Source organism: Bacillus sp. AK128, from assembly GCF_053903075.1.
The window spans coordinates 206,054-226,291 of record NZ_CP096379.1 but is presented as its reverse complement, the minus strand read 5'-3'; the positions used below and the strand labels follow the sequence as shown (position 1 = coordinate 226,291).

Here is a 20,238-nt window from a genome sequence, read left to right as displayed (position 1 = left end):
TCTAGATTCTTCCTACATCATAATAGATTTCAGTAAAAAAACCAACGATTTACCCCAATATGGTAAAATAGAAAAGCGTAGGTGACCGGTTTTGCCCCGACAAGTAAATGTTCCTCCATAAAGAAAAGGTGATCTGCCCTTTTATTTATGGAGGGTTATTTAACCTCGAGGGGCAGGGCACCGAAGCTAGACAAATAGAAAAGCGGAAGTGTTTCTATAAAATATTCAGAAAGGAATGTAGCTATTGAAAAATTACACCATACAGCCTATTAGTGATAACGGATTAATTATTCAGTTTACAGGTGAAAATAATCAAGAGCTTCTCCCTTTTATCCACTCCTTAACTCAGCAGCTGTTGGACGAAGAAATTGCTGGACTGAAGGATATCGTCCCTGCCTTTGAATCATTGGCGATTTATTATGATCCACTACACTATACATACCAAGAAATGCAAACAAAATTAACACCGCTTTTACTGCTTCATGAAAACCACCATACACAAGTGACTAATCATATCGAAATACCAGTATGCTACGATTCTGCCTTCGGTTTAGATATAGAAGAAGTAGCAGCCAGGCACTCTATTTCAGTAGATGAATTAATTCATCTTCATAGCAATGCCACCTATCAAGTAGCGATTATGGGTTTTCTACCAGGATTCCCTTACATCAATGGTTTGCCAAAAACCTTACATACACCTCGAAAATCCACACCAAGGACATATGTACCAAAAGGAGCAGTCGGAATCGGCGGGACCTATACAGGCATTTACTCCCTACCATCACCAGGAGGATGGAATATTATTGGACAGACTCCACTCACTTTATTTAATCACAAGAGGGAGGAACCTTTTATTCTTCAGCCTGGTGATCAAGTCAGCTTTGTTCCTATATCAAAAAATGAATTTGAGCGGTTAACTAAGGAGGTTTAACTGATGAAGCAAATTGATATTAATTGTGATATGGCAGAAGGCTTTGGACATTATACGATAGGTAATGATGAGGGGCTTTTACAATACGTTTCCTCAGCCAATATTGCTTGTGGTTTTCATGCTGGTGATCCAAATATTATGAACGAAACTGTCTATCTCGCTAAACAAAAGGGAGTAAGTATCGGAGCACACCCTGGCTTCTATGACTTACACGGTTTTGGGCGTCGACCTTTTCAACTAAGTGCAGATGAAATTAAAAACCTAATGCTCTACCAGCTTGGTGCGATTAAATCCTTTTGCACCTATCATCAAGTCCCATTAGTACACGTGAAGCCACACGGAGCTCTTTATAATATTGCTGCTAAAGAACCTTATGTTGCAAAAGCCATTGTTCAAGCAGTCAAACAATTCGACCCCGCTCTAATCATTTATGGACTTGCTAATAGCGAGCTGATACAAGCATGTGTTGAATATAATATGCCGTATGCAATAGAAGCTTTTATCGATCGAACCTATCAGGAGGATGGATCGCTTACTCCAAGACAAATTGAAGGCTCCACTCTCCATTCAATTGAGGAATCCATTGAGCAGGCACTTTCGATTGTCTTAAAACAGCAGGTTACCACACTTAATGGAACAATCATTCCTCTTGAAGTAGATACTCTATGTATTCATGGTGATCATCAAGGAGCCATTGATTTGGCGATTGCTCTTCGTGAAGAGTTAGCCAAGCAAGGTGTCATTGTGAAATCATTAGAGGTACAAAAATGAGTAAAGCCATTTTCCAAGTCAAAAAACCTGGTTTAGCAACTAGCTTTCAGGATGCTGGGCGGTATGGTTTTCAGCGGTATGGAGTGGTTACCTCTGGTGCAATGGATCTTGAAGCTTTGCAGTGGGCAAATATATTAGTTGGAAATCCAGTTAATTCAGCCTGCATTGAAGTCTGCCTCATTGGTCCTACTCTCACCTTCCTGGAAGATGTAACCTTTTCGATTTGTGGAGCAGACCTTTCCCCAATACTTAATGGCAGACCTATAAAAGGTTGGCGCACATATAAAGGAAAAACAGGAGATGAGCTTGCTTTTGGAAAACAGGTATCAGGAAACTATGCGTATTTAGCAGTAAGTGGTGGTTTTCATAGTGAGATGGTGATGGGGAGTCAATCTACTTATGCGAAAGCTAATATCGGAACTGTGATTACAGAGGGTTTAACTATTAGCGGATTTCCGCAATGTTTACAAAGAAATAGAGGGTTAAATTCTGAGTTTATTCCAAAGTACGAGGATCATATAAAGGCTAAGTTTATTATCGGGCCTCATCAGTCGTACATCCAGCAGGATTCTATCACCCACTTTGAAAAGCAGTCTTTTTCACTTACACAAGGTGACCGAATGGGTTATCGTTTTCAGGCAGAAACACCGATTGAGACTAAAGATCAAGCAACCCTTCCTTCAGATCCGATTCCACTTGGGGGGATTCAAATACCACCTGATGGAAATCCAATTATTCTTCTCGCTGATCGACAAACAACCGGTGGTTATCCACGAATCGGAACTGTCATTTCAACTGACCTTTCCAAAGTTGTTCAATTACCGATGAGAAAAGGGACAGCTAGTTTTACGAAGGTAAGCATTGAGGAAGCACATCGTATTTATAAAAAACGTTATCTAGAAACGACACCGTACAAGTACATATAGTCCCCCATTTAACATGAGGGACTTATTTTTTAGCGAATCTGCAAGTATATTTGAAGTGCTTCTCGCATTTCATTTGAGCTTTGTTCATCAGCTACATGAAGTTCATAATGATCACCGTCAAGTCGACCCTCAAAGCCTTTGAAACCTTGAGTTTTTAGAAAATCATTTACATCGGTAATGTCCTCAGACTGTGTTAACAGTACTTTGTTTCCGACGAATTCTCCATTGACATATACATCATAGCGATCATGATTTAGCTTCATGTCCGTGTTTTCCATACCACCTGTAAGAATGACGGTATTATTTGAAGTGCTGTTAGGATTTGTTGTATACATGAATATCACCTCCCATTTTTACTTCGTACCATCATTTTCTCCTTAGATATTTGAAATATAGATGGTAAACTTTGCAGGAGGTGTTCTTTAAATGATTATTGGGAATTTTACTAAAGACTCGATCGATTAACACTGTCCGTTGATTTCCGCTGCAGGCACTCGCTTTCCGCGGGGAGGGACGTGAGCCTCCTCGGCTTCGCCTGCGGGGTCTCACGATTCCCTCTATCTCCCACTGGAGTCGAGTGCCTTCCGCTCCAATCAACTCAATGTTTTAACACAGCTTTTCAAATATCACACCCTTAAAAAAAGAGCCTTATTTAAAAATCAAACAAAGAATCTCCATTTGCGTCTTCATCTTCTTTGATGTTTTTTTTAGGTGTATTTTGTAAAGAATGAGAAGGTACTGGTGGAGTGAACATTTGTACATTCTTCGGTCGTTCTTGAATGACTAAGTCGCATAATGAACGGATTACTAAAAGATGATCGCGAACCTGTTCATCATCCTTAGCAAGAGCAGACTTTAACTCTTGATCCATCTTTTCTAGAATTTGCTTTAATGGTATATTCATTTGTTTCACAACCTTATTAGTTTATCAATGTTATCGTATCTTATATAAACATTATTATCAATGAACATGGAGGCTACTGATGAAGAGAACATGGTGGAAAGAGGCCGTTGTCTATCAAGTATACTGGCGCAGTTTTTATGACACTAATGGAGATGGTTATGGTGATCTTAAAGGTGTCATTGCAAAACTTGATTACATAAAAGAACTTGGTGTAGATGTAATTTGGCTCAACCCTTGCTATGAGTCACCTGATAAAGATAATGGCTATGATATTTCAGATTACTATGGAGTTATGGACAAGGCCGGGACTATTGAAATATGGGAGGAATTACTGAGTGAGGTTCATAAGCGTGGAATGAAGCTGATTATGGATTTGGTCGTGAATCATACCTCGGATCAGCATCCATGGTTTCAAGAATCTCGTTCTTCCAAAGAAAACCCTAAACGAGACTGGTATATTTGGAAGGATCCTGTTAACGGCAAGGAACCTAATAATTGGCGATCTTATTTTGCACCGTCTACATGGGAGTTTGATGAAAAAACAGAGCAGTATTATTTCCATTCATTTGCAGTCGAGCAACCTGATTTAAATTGGGAAAACGAAGAGGTACGAGAAGAAATTTACCGTATGATGCGCTTTTGGCTTGATAAAGGAATTGATGGCTTCCGGATGGATGTTATTAATTTACTTGCAAAAATTGACGGCTTTCCAAATGCGGACAACCCTCAGCATATTAACTACTTAGGAAACAATCCAGGTATTCATGAGTATCTTCAGGAAATGAATGAAAGAGTCCTTCGCCATTATGATATTTTTTCAGTCGGAGAAATACCATTTGTTACTCCTGAGGACGGGGTTTTATATGTAGGAGAACACCGTAATGAATTACATACCTTATTCCATTTTGAGGTGGCTGATGATATGCCCACCTGGAACATGCTTCGCTATAAGGAAATTCAACAAACCTGGTATGAGGGCTTATGGGGTAATGGCTGGAATTCACAGTTCTTAAATAATCATGACCATACAAGACAAGTAACTCGATATGGAAATGACGAAGAGTACCGTGTTGAGTCCGCCAAACTATTAGGAACCATGGTACACACGATGCCAGGAATGCCCTATATTTTCCAAGGTGAAGAAATCGGAATGACTGGGGTTCGGTTTTCATCAATCGAGGATTATAACGATATTGCCATGAAAAATAAATATAAAGAGGAAGTAGCCAAAGGTAGAGATCCACAGGAAGTGTTTGAAAGCTTACTTCCACTTAGCCGTGATAATTCTCGAACACCGATGCAATGGAATGATTCCGAACAAGCCGGTTTTACCACCGGGACACCGTGGATTAAGGTCAATCCAAACTATGAAAGTATTAATGTTGAAGCTGCACTGAAGGATCCTCATTCTGTCTTTTATTATTATAAAAGGTTGATTCAGCTTAGAAAAGAAAATCCGGTGATGGTGTATGGAAGTTTTACTGATTATTCAAAGGGGCATGATACGATTTATGCCTATACTCGCGAGCTTGAGGGCAAAACATGGTTGATTGTTTTAAACCATTCAAACGAGAATGGTGAATTTCCTTTACCAGACGCTTTTTCGAATAAAAAAATGGAACCAATCCTTCACAATTATGATACGATTACTAGTAAACAAACAAGCATTGAATTACGACCACATGAGGCCGTAATTTTGGAGTTGCAGTAAAAGGAGAAAGCTATGAAATCATTGTTAGAAGAAGCAAAACTAATCATTTTTGATTTGGATGGAACTCTTTATGAGGATACCGATCACTTTGATCATTATGCAGAGCTACTAAAGAAACAGTTACCTGAACATGAACAAAGTCTTTATGATCGCGATTATGAAGCTATGAAGGCTGGAAATCATATTGTTCAAATCGGGAAGGCTTATGATGTGGAAAAGGATTATGTGCTAACACTTGATCCGATGACTCTTAAAATAACCGAGGTTCACAACTGGGCTGGTGAATCCATCAACCAATCGGAAATTGGTTCTCTTTATCAGAAGCCACTTCAATTTAATTTTGAAAATATGATTGCAATTGGTGATGGTTGGTGGCTTCCTTTTGTAGCTGCTAAGCACTATGGAGTAAAAGATACGTATACAAGCTACAATCAGACTAAAGAGTATATGGTTACAGATCAGTTTGAATTAACCAAAACCCCAGGTCTTAAAAATGGCTTATTACAGCTTAAGGAAACTAAAAAGTTAGTCCTTTGTACCAATAGTGATATTGACGATGTAGGTAGACTGCTAAAAGAGCTTGAGCTAGATACCATTTTCGAACATATTTTACCTTCCTCAATGAAACCAACGAACACAGAGGATCATTTTAAAAAGCTCCTTCAACAATATGAATGCGAGCCAAGTGAAGCTGTTTCAATCGGTGATAATTTTATTAATGAGATCGCACCTGCTTTAAAGCTCGGTATGAAAGCTGTGTATATTCACCCATCTCATGAAGCTGAAGATCCACAACAACTAGTGGTGATACCGACTTTAGCTAATGTGTGGGCGTAGAAATTAGTCTTTTATACAAAAAGCAGTGAGATTCTGCTAGGGAACCTCACTGCTTTTTTATGATTCGCCTGTGGTAAGTTTGTTTTACAAATGAACTCCTTTAGATAGGTGAAGTGAGTATCCTATATAATGATATTTTTTACTATATCTTTACAAAATCCTTACAGCACCTTACACTAATCATACTTACAATTGAAACGGAGGGTGAAAATGCGTTATACAAAGCACATACCCAATATGTTTACCCTTGGAAATCTATATTGTGGCTTCTTGTCAATTGGCTTTGCCGCATATGGACAGTTTAATAATGCTGCCATTCTTATTTTAATTGGAATGATGTTAGATAGTATGGATGGTCGAATCGCGAGGATGCTAAACGTTGATAGTGAACTCGGTAAGGAGCTTGACTCGCTTGCTGATATCGTCACCTTTGGTGTTGCCCCGTCCTTTTTAGTGTATTATACATACTTTGATAAATTCGGTGTTCTCGGCTTAGCCATTGCTGGCTTGTTTCCATTATTCGGTGCCTACCGTTTGGCGCGGTTTAACATTGCTCCAACTAAGTCGTCTCTTTCTTATTTTGTTGGTGTACCGATCACGGCAGCCGGTGGAATTCTCGCATTGCTAACCTTATTCGGTGGTATGCTTCCACAAATCGTGACAACCGTCGTCTTTACGGCACTATGCTTTTTAATGGTAAGCCGGATTCGAATTCCAAGCTTAAAGGACGTTCCGCTTCCAAAATACGGTACCATCGTGACCCTTTTTCTAGGATGTCTCCTCTATTTAATTTACAGAGGAACCTATGAGCAATTTCCGTATCTGATCTACATAGCAACGCCTGTCTATATCGCCTATTTAGCTTATTTATTTATTAAGGTAAAGAAAAAATAAACCAGGTCCTGTTTATTACAAGGGCTTGGTTTATTTTTTTATTGTCCCTGCTTTTTTTCAAATCTCATACAAGGACTCCCAGAAGAGGTATGCACAGCAACAGATGGCATATGAGGTGTTTTAAAATTGAATGCACGACACCCTCTTGGAAAGCTCTTATCCCAGGTTGTATAAAAATGCTTACACTTGAAGCAATTTACTTGTGTTTGTGACATATTATCAATCCTTTTTGAAGCTGATCTAATCTCCGTTTCTAAAATTCCGCACTTGCCTATAGTCCATTTGAAAAAGACTACAATAGAATAATTATATAACATATCTAGACTCTTTAAGAGTATTTTTTGGCTATCCAAATATTAGAAAGGTGTGTAGCTTTTATGAATGAACCATCTAAGAAAAACCAACTGTCTTCTTCGCCTCAGGATCCATTCAAGCATGTGATGAAGTCTATGGATGATTTTTTTAATGCCAAACCATTAAAAGGAGTAATGAACTCAATTGATGACTTTTTTTCACGCTCTTTTGTTCCAAGCTTCCCTGTAGATTTATATGAGACAAAGGATGAGCTGGTCATCACGGCAGAAATCCCTGGAGTAAAAAGAGAACAAATTTATTTGGATATTGTCGGCAATACATTACGCATTTCTGTCGAACATGAAAATGAAATAGAAGAAACCAATACCGTTCAAAATTATTACAGACGTGAAAGAGCCTACCAACGTTCAGAGCGAAATGTTCAGCTTCCTTACCCCGTCTCTGAAAAACAGGTCAAAGCAAGCTATCAAAACGGAATTTTGAAAATTAGAGCACCCAAGGGGCAAAGACGGAAGAGTCGTATTCAGATTGAGGAGTAGGGTGTTTTGGGGGTTAGGTTAGTTAGTGTTTCGGCTGGGGTTGGTGCTGGGGTTGTAGTTTGGGCGGGGGTTTGGAAAATTAAGTAATTTCGTTGATAAATAGATGATTTTCGTTGATAAACTTGTGGGTTTCGTTGTTAAACGGAAAATTTCGTTGATACCAGACAGGTTTTCGTTGATAAACCCTACCTTTTCGTCGTTAACTGACTTTCAGCAGGGTTAAATCAATCTCTACTGCCTTGACCAAGAAGAAAAAACAGAGATTCGCAAGCCAAAAGGCTGCGAATCTCCTTTCTTATCTAGCTTTCGGCATCTTTTTAAAGATAAAGGATAGCAGAACCACACATCCCATATATCCAAACAAAGGATATAGATATTTTACAAGAGAATCAAAGCCAATCAAGCTAATAAAGTAACAAACAAGCAAGACCGAAACGATCACAGCCTTCTTCGGCGTATCGCTAAAAGAAAGCTTTCGGGCAATTCCGTATACGTTTCCAATTAACGTCGTATAAATTTCACTATAAATTACAATGATGAACAAGAGATGGACAACCGTTCCGATTAATTTAATGATTTCTCCCATTGGAATGCTGTAGGAGGTCATATCTGGAATCGTTATTAAAGCAAAATGGCTGGTGATTAGGATAAATGTTAGTCCAAGTCCACCTAGAAAGCCTCCCCATTTAATAATCCTCTCATTTTCACTATCCCTGCCGAGTGGTACAAGGACGGCTTGGCCGAGCACGAGGTTATATGCAGCATAGGCGAGCGCGCTTAACAGTACCTTGCCTATATTTGAGCTTTCACCATAATAACTAGATGCTTCTGGAAAAGCGGTAATTACGATTAAACTAAACAGGATCATTAAAGGAACAATAATCGAGTTTACCAACAATAGTCCTCTCATTCCACGAATAACAGCTATGTAACAAAGTACTAACGTCAACCATATCCCAAGCTGAGCTGGTAGCCCTAGCTGTTCTTTGAAGACAGCACCTGTTCCTGAAAGCATAACCGAAGTAACACCAAAGAGCATGACTAATAAAATGGCATTAACAAACCGGCCGATCTTCTCACCAAATAAATAATCATTTACCTCTTGATAGGAATTGGCATCAATTCGTTTCGCAATCAACATGGATTTCATTCCAATCCACACAAATAGATAGCCACTTATTAAAATTCCCACTAATCCAATCATGCCGTATTGTGAGAAAAACTGGACAACCTCCTTTCCCGTAGCAAATCCTGCCCCCACGATGGTTCCTATGTAAGTTGCTGCAACCTGTAATATCGCTTTTACGTCTCTCACTGTTTCACCTTCTCGTAAAGTTATTTATTACACTATATGTTTAAAAGTTGGTGAAAAGACGAGCTTTTTTGGTATGATGGATATGGCAGTTTTGTCTTATTTTAAATCAATTTGACGGAATTTGTTTTGAGAGCTAATAATCGCATATACTAGTACTAGTCATTACTAGTATTAGAGTGCAATTCATAAAGTGAGGTCTTACATAGTGAATATAGAGAATCCTAAATCACTGATTGTTATTTTTGGGGCGACTGGAGATCTAGCAAACCGCAAGCTTTTCCCTTCTTTATATCGTTTGTACATAGGTGAGAAACTATCTGAACAGTTTGGCGTAGTAGGCGTGGCGAGAAGACCTAAAACCAATGAAGAATTCAGAGAAGATGTAAAAGAAGCATTGCTTGAAGCAGGTCTTCCGCCTCAAGACGATGATAAAATTAATAAGTTTTGTACACATTTCTATTACCATCCTTTTGATGTCACAAGCAGTGATTCCTATTTACAGTTAAAAACGCTTTTAGAAAAATTAGACCTGGACTACCAAACAAGTGGGAATCGGATCTTTTATTTAGCGATGGCTCCTGAATTCTTTGGAACAATTGCATCTAATTTAAAATCAGAGGGCTTAACAAAAACTGAAGGCTGGAAGCGACTTGTCATTGAAAAGCCATTTGGCCGAAACCTCCCTTCTGCAGAAGAGCTAAACGAGCAAATAAGAAGTGCTTTTTCTGAGGATGAAATCTACAGAATTGACCACTATTTAGGAAAAGAAATGGTCCAAAATATTGAGGTCATTCGTTTTGCTAATGCACTATTTGAACCATTATGGAACAATCGTTATATATCTAATATTCAAATTACCTCAAGTGAGACATTGGGTGTAGGTGATCGAGCTAGTTATTATGAAAAGTCTGGTGCACTTCGCGATATGGTTCAAAACCATATGCTACAAATGGTTGCATTACTGGCCATGGAACCACCAAGCCGTTTAAACACAGAGGAAGTTCGCAGTGAAAAGGTAAAAGCGTTCCGCTCCTTACGAGCTATTTCAGTCAATGAAGTGGACGATTATTTTGTAAGAGGACAATATAAAGCTGGAACTCTTGGTGATAAAGAGGTCATTGGATACCGAGATGAATCCCAAACATTACCTGAGTCAAACACGGAAACCTATGTCGCTGGAAAGCTACTAATAGATAATTTCCGTTGGGCAGGCGTTCCTTTCTATATTCGTACTGGAAAAAGATTGAGTGTCAAATCAACAAAGATTGTCATTGAGTTTAAAAATCTGCCTATGAATTTATATTTCCCAGCTGGTGAAGAACAGCAACCAAATCTGCTTGTGATTCATATCCAGCCAGAGGAAGGGATCACCTTACATATTAATGCTAAGAAATCAGGTCCTTCCGGAGAGACCACTCCAATTAAAATGGAGTTTAGTAACCAAAGCACCGCAGGTATTAATACACCTGAAGCATACGAACGACTTATTTACGATTGCTTACGTGGTGATGCGACGAACTTTACTCATTGGGATGAAGTAGCTCTGTCTTGGAAGTTTATTGATTCCATTTCAGAGGCATGGGCCAATAAAAAGGCATCTTATTTCCCGAATTATGAAGCTGGTTCAATGGGCCCTGACCAAGCGGATATGTTGTTAGAAAAAGACGGATTCCATTGGTGGACGTTGAGTAATTAGAAGTAGAGTGTTATAGATTTTGTAGCCTACCTAGATTTTGGGTGGGCTTTTTTGTGTTTGTTGGGCAACCAACCCCGCACGACTTGAACCTCGTTTTAAGCAAGCTCAAACCAAAACCAATAAAAAAACCCCGTTTCCACTGAAACGAGGTTTTTCTACAGTATATTTATTCCATCCAATTCGTATGGAAGGTACCTTCTTTATCAACACGTTGATAGGTGTGAGCTCCAAAGTAGTCACGTTGTGCCTGTAGTAGGTTAGCTGGTAGTGTTTCCGTACGGTAGCTATCGTAGTAAGCGATTGCGCTTGATAAGCATGGTACAGGAATCCCGTTCATAACCGATACGGATACGATCTCACGCATAGCTGATTGGTAGCTTTCTAAAATTTCTTGGAAATATGGATCTAATAATAGGTTGGCAAGCTTTGGATCGCGGTCGTAGGCTTCCTTAATTTTTTGAAGGAATTGCGCACGGATGATGCAGCCACCACGGAAAATCATCGCGATCTCCCCATAATTTAAATCCCAGTTATATTCTTCAGATGCCGCTCTCATTTGTGCAAAACCTTGAGCGTAAGAGACAATTTTGCTTGCGTATAGAGCCTTACGAACAGATTCAATGAATGCCTTTTTATCGCCAACAAACTCTTTCTTTTCAGGACCGTTTAGAATTTTACTTGCTTTCACACGCTCGTCTTTAAGGGCTGAAATAAATCGAGCAAATACTGATTCAGTAATGATTGGTAGTGGAACTCCTAGGTCTAATGCACTTTGGCTAGTCCATTTCCCTGTTCCTTTTTGACCAGCTTTATCTAGAATTACATCTACCATTGGCTTGCCTGTTTCCTCATCAACCTTTGTAAAGATATCAGCAGTGATTTCTATCAGATAGCTATCTAATTCACCTTTATTCCACTCAGCAAAGATTTCGTGAAGCTCTTGAGCAGAAACTCCTACGATATTCTTCAATAAGAAATACGCTTCACTAATAAGCTGCATATCACCATATTCAATACCGTTGTGAACCATTTTCACGTAGTGGCCAGCACCATCTGGTCCGATATATGTACAACAAGGATCTCCGTCTACTTTTGCAGAAATATCCTTTAAGATAGATTCAACTAATTCATACGCATCTCTTTGTCCACCTGGCATAATCGATGGTCCTAAAAGAGCCCCTTCTTCCCCACCAGATACTCCAGTTCCAACAAATCGAATACCTTTTTCAGCAAGTTCCTTATTTCTACGCATCGTATCTGGGAAATAAGCATTCCCACCATCTATGATGATATCTCCCTCTGCTAATAAAGGAAGAAGCCCTTCAATCGTTGCATCCGTTGCTTTTCCGGCTTGAACCATGATTAGAATCTTACGAGGCATTTCTAATGATTCTACAAATTCTTCTAATGTATAAGTAGGTGTTAGTTGTTTACCTTCGTTCTCCTGCATCATTTGATCTGTTTTTTCACGAGAACGGTTAAATACAGAAACCGTATACCCTCTGCTCTCAATATTTAGGGCTAAATTTTTACCCATAACAGCTAGTCCAATTACACCAATTTGTTGTTTTGCCATAGCTTAACGTACGTCCTTTCCCTTGCCTATTTAAAGGCTATGTATGGTTAATGTCATTATTTATTCTCTATTCTATTATAAACGTAAAAACCCAAAATAAAAAATTCAAGCCACAAATTTATTATTTACTTTTTAAGTAATGGTTATCATTTAATCTAAAAATCTTTTTTTTAGCTCTGGAGTAGGTATCATGCATTGATCTCTTTTTCCAAACCATTTATATCGATTCCTTGCAATGATCGTATAAAAAAAATTTCTTATAGGCCGTGGAACTGCATACAATAGCAGGAGTCCTTTATAGCTTCCCCCTAGTTCTCTACATATAGCAAGGACAGCATCAGATTTCACAAAAACTTTATCATCCTTTGTCATAATCATACTATCAAAAACCTTAGCATCAAGCTTTTCTTTCTGTAAAAGCTTTTGTCCGGCATTAGATTGAAGTGATGCAAACTTTAGTTTCTCCTTTCGATCATGCTTTAACAAAAACTGAACCGCACCATTACAAAGATTACATTCCCCATCAAAGAATACGATCGGAGTTTTCATTCCTACTCACCCCTACTATGAAATCATCATCTAATTATCTCTAGCTAACCAAAAAAAGCAGAATATGTCTATAAAGATGAGTTATTAATGATAGCGCTTTATTAAAAACAATTATTTGGAATTTTTTTATTTTATTAAGATAATATTATTTCCAATTCTTCTTTATTCAACTAAAATAAAGGTATACACATTTTGAGGAGGAATTCCAATTGGATATTTTAACTACAAATTTGAAAAAATATGCAGAACTGACCGTTAAAGTTGGGTTAAACATTCAACAAGATCAAAGGTTATTAATTGCCGCACCTATTGTTTCTGCTCCGTTCGTTAGAGATGTAACCAAAGCCGCCTACCTAGCAGGTGCTAAGGATGTACATATCGAATGGGCAGATGAACAAATTACTAAGATTAAATTAGAGGAAGCTCCTGAGAAATCATTAACAGATTTCCCAGAATGGAAAGCTAAGGGCTACGAAGAAATGGCAAAGGATGGTTGCGCATACCTATCAATTGTTGCTTCAAATCCTGACTTACTTTCCGGAATCGATCCTGACCGAATCGCAACAGTAAACAAGACTTTTGCACAGCATATGAAAGAATTCAGAAAAATGACTCAATCCAGTCAAATCAGCTGGTGTGTGGTTTCTGTACCTACACAAGAATGGGCAGCAAAGGTGTTTGCTAATCTCCCTAAAGAAGATCAAGTAGATGCATTATGGGATGCAATCTTTACTTGTACTCGTTCAAACTTGGAAGACCCTGTTCAGGCATGGAAAGAACACGGAGAAAGCCTTCTCAGCAAAGTAGATTTCCTAAACAATAAAAAGTATAAAAAGCTACATTTAAAAGCACCTGGAACTAACTTGACAATCGAGCTACCTAACAAACATATTTGGGTCGGTGGTGGCGCAAAAACCGCGGATGGCGTTAACTTTATACCGAATATGCCGACTGAAGAAGTATTTACTACACCAATGAGAGACGGTGTTAACGGAGTTGTCAGTAGTACCAAACCGCTCATTTATGGTGGGAATATGATCGATGAGTTCACTTTAACGTTTGAAAACGGCAGAATTGTCAGCTTTACAGCTAAAACAGGAGAGGAAACACTTAAGAGATTAATTGAAACTGATGAGGGTTCACATTATCTTGGCGAGCTCGCACTAGTCCCACATTCATCTCCTATTTCACAATCAAATATATTATTCTACAATACTCTTTTTGACGAAAATGCTTCCAATCATTTAGCGATAGGATCGGCTTATCCAATCTGTATTGAGAACGGAACAAAGATGAGTAGTGAGGAACTAGCAAAGGAAGGATCAAATTCAAGTTTGACTCATGTAGACTTTATGATAGGGTCAGCTAATATGGATATTGATGCTGAAAATGAGGATGGAACGATAGAAGCATTATTTAGAAATGGTGATTGGGCTATATAAAAGAGGAAGAAGATTATAAAAAAGCGAGTTGATTTGTGTAAAGAATCACCAAAAGTCGGACTTTAACTAGTATTAAGATTGTGCTAAAGAAAAAGAGCCTAAAAAAAACACGATGCAAATGATTCCCGTGAATCTAGCATCGTGTTTTTATGTTGTCATGTTGAAGTAGGTGTTGTAGGTCAGACTTATTTTCAATAATATCAGCCAGTGAGTATTCATTTAGTACAGATAAATAAGAATCTACCGCTTCATGAAGTACATGCTTTAATTTACAGGCAGGACTTATAATACAGCCTTCTTTAGAAGGATCAAAGCATTCAGCCATATAGAAATCATCCTCGGTTTTTCGAATGACCTCGCCTATGTTAATCTCCTCAGGGTTTAGCCCGAGCTTCACTCCGCCATTTCTTCCTCTTACCGTTTCTAGATATCCTAGTTTTCCTAAATCATAAATCACCTTCATCAGATGATTTTTAGAGATTTGATAAACTTCGGCGATTTCTTTAATGTTAACTAGTCGATCTTCAGGTAAGGTTGCTAAATAAATAAGTACTCGTAACGAGTAGTCGGTGTAACTAGTAAGCCTCAAAGCGTTTCTCCTTTTTCCAAAAATTCTGTACTAATCATATCACAAAAATGCTTCGGATTTAGAAGTATTTTTATTTTTTTACATATTTGTAAATTAATATGAAAACCTTGAACTTTAAATATCATTCTTCTGTTTTACTAGTTTGATATTAGGGCACACTATTTCTATACCTACATGTAGAATACTGTTGCTAGTGTAAGAGTTTTATATACCAATAACGCTATTTTAAAAAAGCGATTTTATTCCATTTTGACTTGACTCATATTTCCTATTATTATAAGGTAGGATTTGATTATAAAGGTGAGGGGGAAAGATGATGCCGACTATCGTAATTTATAGTAGTACAGGATGTCCGTATTGTGAAAAAATAAAAACTGAATTAAAAGAATGGGGCTATACATACGAGGAACGAAATGTTACCGACAACCCTCAGTTCTTTGATGATCTTCATGAACAAGGTATGTTTTCTACCCCAGTCGTATTTATCGATGGTGAAGCCTTTATAGGGTATCGTCCAAAGAAGATGAAAAAGGCACTTGGTGTCACAGAAAATCAAGTCTCATCCACTCAATCTAGTGAAGTAGCACCTGTTTTCTTTGAGGAACCTTCGAACAAAGTGTTTGATGAGGTTTATGACTTTGTTGCGATCGGTGGAGGACCTGCTGGAGCTTCTGCAGCCCTTTATGCTGCTCGTGCTAGAATGAAAACATTAATCATTGATAAATCACCTACGTCTGGAACACTAGCAATCACTCATAAGATTGCCAATTATCCTGGTGTACCTGGTGAAGTTACGGGACAAGAATTACTAGAAAAAATGCATGTACAAGCGAAAGACTTTGGAACAACCATGATTCGTTCTAATGTACTTAGTGTAGATTTCTCTGATGATGAAATAAAAAAATTAGAACTACCAGAAGGTACAATTCAAGCTAAAAGTGTATTTATCGCAGTTGGTGCCAAGGCTCCTGGAAGCAAGATTAAAGGTGAAGAAGAGTTCACTGGACGCGGGGTTAGCTATTGCTCAACATGTGATGCAGCATTTTTCCAGGATCGTACAGTCGCTGTTGTTGGAGACACGGATGAAGCCGTTCATGAGTCACTTGCACTTGCTAAATTCGCTAGAGAAGTTCTTTTACTTGTGCCAACCAACAAGTTTAAGGGCGATGCCAATATTGATGAGTTAAAAGCTGCTGGTAATGTTACCATTTATTATAACCATCGTTTAAAAGAGATTAATGGGGATAAGAAAGTTAAAACACTATTAATCCGCGACGCTGAAAAGAATGAAGTAACATGGGAAGTGGATGGAGTATTTTTATACTTAGCCGGTTTAAAGCCAGGAACAGACTTCCTAGGAAATGCAGTTAAGAGAGATGCTGAAGGCTATGTTGATGTCGATGCGACACTTAAAACAAGTGTAGACGGTGTGTATGCTGGTGGAGATGCTAGAAGAACACCAATTAAGCAGGCAGTCATTTCTGCTGCTGATGGTTGTATTGCCGCATTAAGTGCCGATCAGCATGTTAATAAGCGTAAACAAATGAGACCACAATACAGTTAATTTCTAAGGGAGTTTCGACTCTCTTAGCTAATTATATATATTACATATTTTTTAGAGGAGGATAACCGATGCCAAAAGGAGCAACAGAAACTAAAACGCTCAAAGTTGGTGATAAAGCACCTAACTTTACATTAAAAGCACATGGCAATCGCGAAGTTAGTCTATCAGACTACCTTGGCAAGCAAAACGTATTTATCGCATTCTATCCTTTAGATTGGACCCCTGTCTGAGGCGCGCAAATGCCTTCTTACGAGGATGACCTCGAAGATTTTGAAGGCTTAAATACCCAAGTTTTGGGTATTAGTGTAGACAGTGTACCAAGCCATGAAGCATGGCAAAAGTCTTTAGGTGAAATTTCTTATCCATTATTAGCTGACTTCCACCCACACGGTGCAGTAACAGATGCTTATGGAGTTCGTCATGTAAACGGTATGTCAGAGCGTGCATTATTCATTATTGATAAAGAAGGAATCATCCGCTTTATCGACGTGCACCCAATTGACAAGCTACCAGAAAACGAAGAAATTCTAACTGAGCTTGCAAAGCTTGAGAATAGATAATTTTTTACGGTTTAGCGCTTTAAAGGAGTGGGGGACAGGCCCCCACTCCTTTACTGTGTTAAAGAGATTTATGCTTTTCGCGGAATTATTGGTTGAAATCGTGGAATTATGGAATTTTTCGCGGAATTAACGTTTAAATTACTGGAATAAATAATATTTTCGTGGAATAACCAAAATTTTCGCGGAATTCCCACCCGTAGCAGGTATTTCAAGGCAATATATAGAACCTACTATTACCAAATCAAAAGGAGTGAGCACTTGATTATAAAAAAACGGTCTGAACCAGTTAGATTATTAGCAAATGAAGCCTTGTTAAGGAGACTTTCTGCTGATTTTCCGCGTAGAAGTGAAATTGAAGAAGATTATCGAAGGAGGAAAGCAGGTTATAGAGGTGAACAAGCTTTAGATTACCATTTAAACATGATTCAGGACCCACACTTTTACATACTTCAAGATTTACGCCTCCCTATATATCACTCATTTTTTCAGATTGACACTCTCATTCTCACACCTCACTATGCTTTAGTTATTGAAGTTAAAAATATGGCAGGGACTCTTCTATTTGATACAACTTTTAATCAGATGATCCGTACATTCAATGATAAACAAGAGGGCTTTACGGATCCTATTTCACAAGTAAAGCGACAATCTGAACATCTTGAAACATTTCTAAAAACCATCTCATACTCCTTACCGATTAAGTCCCTGGTGATCATCAGCAATCCTTCTACCATTATAAAAACCGAAGATAAAGCGACTGCTAGAATCATTCAAAAGCAAGTCATTCATGTTCATCGTTTACTTACTTATATTAAAGAATTAACCCCGTCCTCCTCACCTCTACTTGATACAAAATCACTTAAAAAGCTCGCTAAACTATTAGTTAAATCACATACACCCCCCCTTCAATTTGATATGAAAGAAGCGTATGATGTTGTTCCGATACAATTAGCAAAGGGCGTCCAATGTCCACATTGCGAGTTCATCCCGATGAATAGAGTCTCAACAAGATGGAGTTGCCCGAGCTGTATGGAAACTTCGAAAACTGCACATATTCAAGCCATTCAGGATTATTTCCTTTTACACTCTCCAACGATTACCTCAAGTGAAGCAGAAAACTTCCTAAAAATTACTTCACTCGATCTCTCCTATCGCTTACTCTCAAATATGGATTTAACCTATAGTGGTAAAACAAAAGGCAGGGTCTATCATTCACCTTTTCATATTAAATAATTTTTACACTCCATGGATTTACCATCCTATTTATGTAAAAATGGTAGTTGATGATGAAACGAAGGGCGGCTGAGAAGCTTGAATGAGATTAAACGGATTTGTGTTTTTTGCGGATCAAGTACAGGTGCACATTCTAATTACATAGAGCAAGCTAAGTTACTTGGGGCATTTTTGGCAAAACAGGATATTGAACTTATTTATGGCGGTGGCAATGTTGGGGTAATGGGAGAAATCTCAAGAACGGTGATGGCTCATGGTGGGAAAGTAACTGGGGTTATTCCTAAACTGATTCATGAACGAGTGGATCATGTAGAGCTAACCAACCTTCATGTGGTAGAGAATATGCATGAAAGAAAGGCAAAAATGTACGAGCTATCCGATGGGTTTATTGCTTTGCCTGGTGGAATTGGTACACTAGAGGAGCTTGCAGAGGTGATGACGTGGTATCAAATCGGTTATCATGGTAAGCCAATTGCCCTTTATAATATTAACCAATTTTATGAGAAGTTCATCCAGCTTCTAGAACATATGGTCAATGAAGGATTTTTAAAAGAAGACTATCTAACCAGTATGATTGTGGATGAACATCCTCAAGGTTTAGTAGATAAAATGCGAGCGTTTGAAAGCAAGACCATAGATAAGTGGGGTTGAAGTTAGGCTGATTTCGTGAAGAAACCCGTAATCAATGTAATCACTCCACCTACGAGAAGTAAGAAATGAAAAACGATCAAGCTGGCTACTCCTTCTAGTGCCATCCATTCTCCAAATAAAGGAACTAGCAGGGGATAGCCTAAAATAGAAAAAAGAATAACAACTACTCCAGTGACTATTCTATTCTTCTTTTGTTTGGCTGTCATACGAATGCATAAAATCGTAATAATAATGGCTGCGATAATTAAGAAAGTAACTAGCATTTCTTCCACTCCTAAAAAAACAAGATCAATTCAAAAGAATTGACCTTATGTTTTCTTTATTTTTTATTAAGACCTTTATCTTCAATAAACTTTTTCATGTACATTCTTTTTGGAACCTTAAGTGAATGGGCCATCTGTGATGTCCATGTATCTGCCCGTTTACCATTCGTACGCTCTTTATAATAAGTAGAAATGGTTTCATTATATTGCTCAAGCTGGGTTTTATAAACACTTGGGTCCTGCTGGTATTGATCTTCATGATAAATATGTTCAAATGGTAATCTCGTTTTCTTACCAGAATCTGATGTCGGGTATCCAACAGATAAACCAAATAACGGAATGACACGATTTGGAGTATTTAATACCTTCGATACTTCTTCTAACTGATTACGTAATCCACCAATATAGCAAATTCCAAGTCCCATAGACTCTGCTGCCACTGATGCATTTTGAGCAGCCAATGCCGCATCAATCACAGCTACCATAAACTTTTCAGTGCTTTCTAATGACTCTTCTACAGGTAGATTCTCCATCTCACCCGCTACCTCATGACGATGAAGATCTGCACAAAACACGAAGAAATGACCATTATCTTCAACATAAGACTGATTCCCCGCAAGTGCCGCAAGTTCTTTTTTCTTAGCAGGATCCTTCACACCAATAATGCTATAGGCTTGAACAAAACTGGATGTAGAGGCAGCTTGAGCACACTCTACGATGGTCTTAATTTGCTCATCGGTTAAAGCGCGATCCTCAAAGCTTCGTATCGACCGATGATTTAGAATTGTTTCAATAACAGTGTTCATAATAACCTATCCCCTCCAAGAAATTCTAAGCTTCCATTTCATGATAAGGAAAAACTTCCATTACTTCAAATTTCTTGATTTTACGTCAGTTTTGAAGCGCAAATATCTGTATAAAAATAACTTTTTTCATCACTACTTTTTTTATGATAAAGAGAAAATAGTGGTA

The 20,238-nt window shown here is 38.2% G+C and carries 21 protein-coding genes; 13 read left to right on the top strand and 8 right to left on the bottom strand.

What is annotated here, in order from left to right:
• Positions 1–244 precede the first annotated feature (244 nt).
• From pxpB to M1D60_RS01085, 3 genes are read left to right on the top strand one after another with little or no spacing between them, the layout of a single operon-like run.
• Entirely contained in the window at positions 245–931 is a 687-nt protein-coding gene (gene pxpB / locus M1D60_RS01095; RefSeq protein WP_456277389.1) for a 5-oxoprolinase subunit PxpB, read from the top strand.
• A 3-nt stretch (positions 932–934) separates the two neighbouring features.
• Positions 935–1,702, top strand: coding sequence for a LamB/YcsF family protein (locus tag M1D60_RS01090; RefSeq protein ID WP_456277388.1), 768 nt, complete (start codon positions 935–937; stop codon positions 1,700–1,702).
• Positions 1,699–2,628: a 5-oxoprolinase subunit C family protein gene (locus M1D60_RS01085; RefSeq protein WP_456277387.1), complete on the top strand. Its 930-nt coding sequence runs from the start codon at positions 1,699–1,701 to the stop codon at positions 2,626–2,628. Before M1D60_RS01090 ends, M1D60_RS01085 begins: the two co-directional genes overlap by 4 nt.
• Before the next feature lie 29 nt (positions 2,629–2,657).
• Here M1D60_RS01085 and M1D60_RS01080 read toward each other — a convergent pair whose 3' ends face one another.
• Complete coding sequence (locus tag M1D60_RS01080) at positions 2,658–2,963, bottom strand: hypothetical protein (protein WP_456277386.1); 306 nt, start codon at positions 2,961–2,963, stop codon at positions 2,658–2,660.
• A gap of 317 nt (positions 2,964–3,280) precedes the next feature.
• Positions 3,281–3,532 (bottom strand): YwdI family protein, encoded by a 252-nt coding sequence (locus tag M1D60_RS01075; RefSeq protein WP_456277385.1) that lies wholly within the window; start codon positions 3,530–3,532, stop codon positions 3,281–3,283.
• A 79-nt stretch (positions 3,533–3,611) separates the two neighbouring features.
• Between M1D60_RS01075 and M1D60_RS01070 the strand changes: the two genes are divergently transcribed.
• The 4 genes from M1D60_RS01070 (at position 3,612) to M1D60_RS01055 (ending at position 7,828) form a co-directional block, all read left to right on the top strand.
• A complete protein-coding gene (locus M1D60_RS01070; protein ID WP_456277384.1) occupies positions 3,612–5,243 on the top strand; it encodes a glycoside hydrolase family 13 protein in 1,632 nt (543 codons plus the stop codon).
• Between the two features lie 12 nt (positions 5,244–5,255).
• Positions 5,256–6,080, top strand: a complete 825-nt coding sequence (locus M1D60_RS01065; RefSeq protein ID WP_456277383.1) for an HAD family hydrolase — start codon at positions 5,256–5,258, stop codon at positions 6,078–6,080.
• 210 nt (positions 6,081–6,290) lie between these two features.
• Entirely contained in the window at positions 6,291–6,974 is a 684-nt protein-coding gene (gene pssA, locus M1D60_RS01060; protein WP_456277382.1) for a CDP-diacylglycerol--serine O-phosphatidyltransferase, read from the top strand.
• A 377-nt stretch (positions 6,975–7,351) separates the two neighbouring features.
• Positions 7,352–7,828, top strand: coding sequence for an Hsp20/alpha crystallin family protein (locus M1D60_RS01055; protein ID WP_456277381.1), 477 nt, complete (start codon positions 7,352–7,354; stop codon positions 7,826–7,828).
• Between the two features lie 295 nt (positions 7,829–8,123).
• On the opposite strand, the gene M1D60_RS01050 is transcribed toward M1D60_RS01055, so the two are convergent.
• Entirely contained in the window at positions 8,124–9,143 is a 1,020-nt protein-coding gene (locus M1D60_RS01050) for a YkvI family membrane protein (RefSeq protein ID WP_456277380.1), read from the bottom strand.
• 205 nt (positions 9,144–9,348) lie between these two features.
• Here M1D60_RS01050 and zwf point away from each other — a divergent pair, with 205 nt between their 5' ends.
• The gene (gene zwf, locus M1D60_RS01045) at positions 9,349–10,839 is read left to right on the top strand and encodes a glucose-6-phosphate dehydrogenase (RefSeq protein WP_456277379.1); all 1,491 of its coding nucleotides are present in this window, start codon (positions 9,349–9,351) and stop codon (positions 10,837–10,839) included.
• Between the two features lie 166 nt (positions 10,840–11,005).
• Here the strand turns inward: zwf and gndA are convergent, their stop codons facing one another.
• Both gndA and M1D60_RS01035 read right to left on the bottom strand, forming a co-directional pair.
• Complete coding sequence (gene gndA, locus M1D60_RS01040; protein WP_456277378.1) at positions 11,006–12,415, bottom strand: NADP-dependent phosphogluconate dehydrogenase; 1,410 nt, start codon at positions 12,413–12,415, stop codon at positions 11,006–11,008.
• 150 nt (positions 12,416–12,565) lie between these two features.
• The gene (locus M1D60_RS01035; protein ID WP_456277377.1) at positions 12,566–12,964 is read right to left on the bottom strand and encodes a thiol-disulfide oxidoreductase DCC family protein; all 399 of its coding nucleotides are present in this window, start codon (positions 12,962–12,964) and stop codon (positions 12,566–12,568) included.
• Between the two features lie 209 nt (positions 12,965–13,173).
• On the opposite strand from M1D60_RS01035, the gene M1D60_RS01030 reads away from it, so the two are divergent.
• Positions 13,174–14,406 carry an aminopeptidase gene (locus M1D60_RS01030; protein WP_456277376.1) on the top strand — a complete coding sequence of 411 codons (1,233 nt, stop codon included), beginning with the start codon at positions 13,174–13,176 and terminating at the stop codon, positions 14,404–14,406.
• Between the two features lie 133 nt (positions 14,407–14,539).
• Here the strand turns inward: M1D60_RS01030 and M1D60_RS01025 are convergent, their stop codons facing one another.
• Positions 14,540–14,995, bottom strand: a complete 456-nt coding sequence (locus M1D60_RS01025; RefSeq protein ID WP_456277375.1) for an Rrf2 family transcriptional regulator — start codon at positions 14,993–14,995, stop codon at positions 14,540–14,542.
• A 313-nt stretch (positions 14,996–15,308) separates the two neighbouring features.
• Here M1D60_RS01025 and M1D60_RS01020 point away from each other — a divergent pair, with 313 nt between their 5' ends.
• The 4 genes from M1D60_RS01020 to M1D60_RS01005 all read left to right on the top strand — a co-directional run bounded on the left by M1D60_RS01020 (position 15,309) and on the right by M1D60_RS01005 (position 19,003).
• Positions 15,309–16,559, top strand: coding sequence for an FAD-dependent oxidoreductase (locus tag M1D60_RS01020; protein ID WP_456277374.1), 1,251 nt, complete (start codon positions 15,309–15,311; stop codon positions 16,557–16,559).
• Between the two features lie 68 nt (positions 16,560–16,627).
• Complete coding sequence (locus M1D60_RS01015; RefSeq protein ID WP_456277373.1) at positions 16,628–17,119, top strand: peroxiredoxin; 492 nt, start codon at positions 16,628–16,630, stop codon at positions 17,117–17,119.
• Positions 17,120–17,377: 258 nt separating this feature from the next.
• Positions 17,378–18,352, top strand: a complete 975-nt coding sequence (locus tag M1D60_RS01010) for a nuclease-related domain-containing protein (protein ID WP_456277372.1) — start codon at positions 17,378–17,380, stop codon at positions 18,350–18,352.
• Positions 18,353–18,430: 78 nt separating this feature from the next.
• On the top strand, positions 18,431–19,003 hold the full coding sequence (locus M1D60_RS01005) for an LOG family protein (RefSeq protein WP_456277371.1): 573 nt from the start codon (positions 18,431–18,433) through the stop codon (positions 19,001–19,003).
• A 2-nt stretch (positions 19,004–19,005) separates the two neighbouring features.
• On the opposite strand, the gene M1D60_RS01000 is transcribed toward M1D60_RS01005, so the two are convergent.
• Complete coding sequence (locus tag M1D60_RS01000; RefSeq protein ID WP_456277370.1) at positions 19,006–19,266, bottom strand: hypothetical protein; 261 nt, start codon at positions 19,264–19,266, stop codon at positions 19,006–19,008.
• A 56-nt stretch (positions 19,267–19,322) separates the two neighbouring features.
• Positions 19,323–20,072: an oxygen-insensitive NADPH nitroreductase gene (gene nfsA, locus M1D60_RS00995; RefSeq protein WP_456277369.1), complete on the bottom strand. Its 750-nt coding sequence runs from the start codon at positions 20,070–20,072 to the stop codon at positions 19,323–19,325.
• Positions 20,073–20,238: the final 166 nt, after the last annotated feature.

Coding starts and splice junctions, on each gene's coding strand:
- M1D60_RS01000 (WP_456277370.1), bottom strand. CDS start 19,266: ATGCTAGTTACTTTCTTAATTATCGCAGCCATTATTATTACGATTTTA.
- M1D60_RS01070 (WP_456277384.1), top strand. CDS start 3,612: ATGAAGAGAACATGGTGGAAAGAGGCCGTTGTCTATCAAGTATACTGG.
- M1D60_RS01090 (WP_456277388.1), top strand. CDS start 935: ATGAAGCAAATTGATATTAATTGTGATATGGCAGAAGGCTTTGGACAT.
- M1D60_RS01075 (WP_456277385.1), bottom strand. CDS start 3,532: ATGAATATACCATTAAAGCAAATTCTAGAAAAGATGGATCAAGAGTTA.
- M1D60_RS01020 (WP_456277374.1), top strand. CDS start 15,309: ATGATGCCGACTATCGTAATTTATAGTAGTACAGGATGTCCGTATTGT.
- M1D60_RS01085 (WP_456277387.1), top strand. CDS start 1,699: ATGAGTAAAGCCATTTTCCAAGTCAAAAAACCTGGTTTAGCAACTAGC.
- pssA (WP_456277382.1), top strand. CDS start 6,291: ATGCGTTATACAAAGCACATACCCAATATGTTTACCCTTGGAAATCTA.
- M1D60_RS01035 (WP_456277377.1), bottom strand. CDS start 12,964: ATGAAAACTCCGATCGTATTCTTTGATGGGGAATGTAATCTTTGTAAT.
- nfsA (WP_456277369.1), bottom strand. CDS start 20,072: ATGAACACTGTTATTGAAACAATTCTAAATCATCGGTCGATACGAAGC.
- M1D60_RS01080 (WP_456277386.1), bottom strand. CDS start 2,963: ATGTATACAACAAATCCTAACAGCACTTCAAATAATACCGTCATTCTT.
- M1D60_RS01065 (WP_456277383.1), top strand. CDS start 5,256: ATGAAATCATTGTTAGAAGAAGCAAAACTAATCATTTTTGATTTGGAT.
- gndA (WP_456277378.1), bottom strand. CDS start 12,415: ATGGCAAAACAACAAATTGGTGTAATTGGACTAGCTGTTATGGGTAAA.
- M1D60_RS01055 (WP_456277381.1), top strand. CDS start 7,352: ATGAATGAACCATCTAAGAAAAACCAACTGTCTTCTTCGCCTCAGGAT.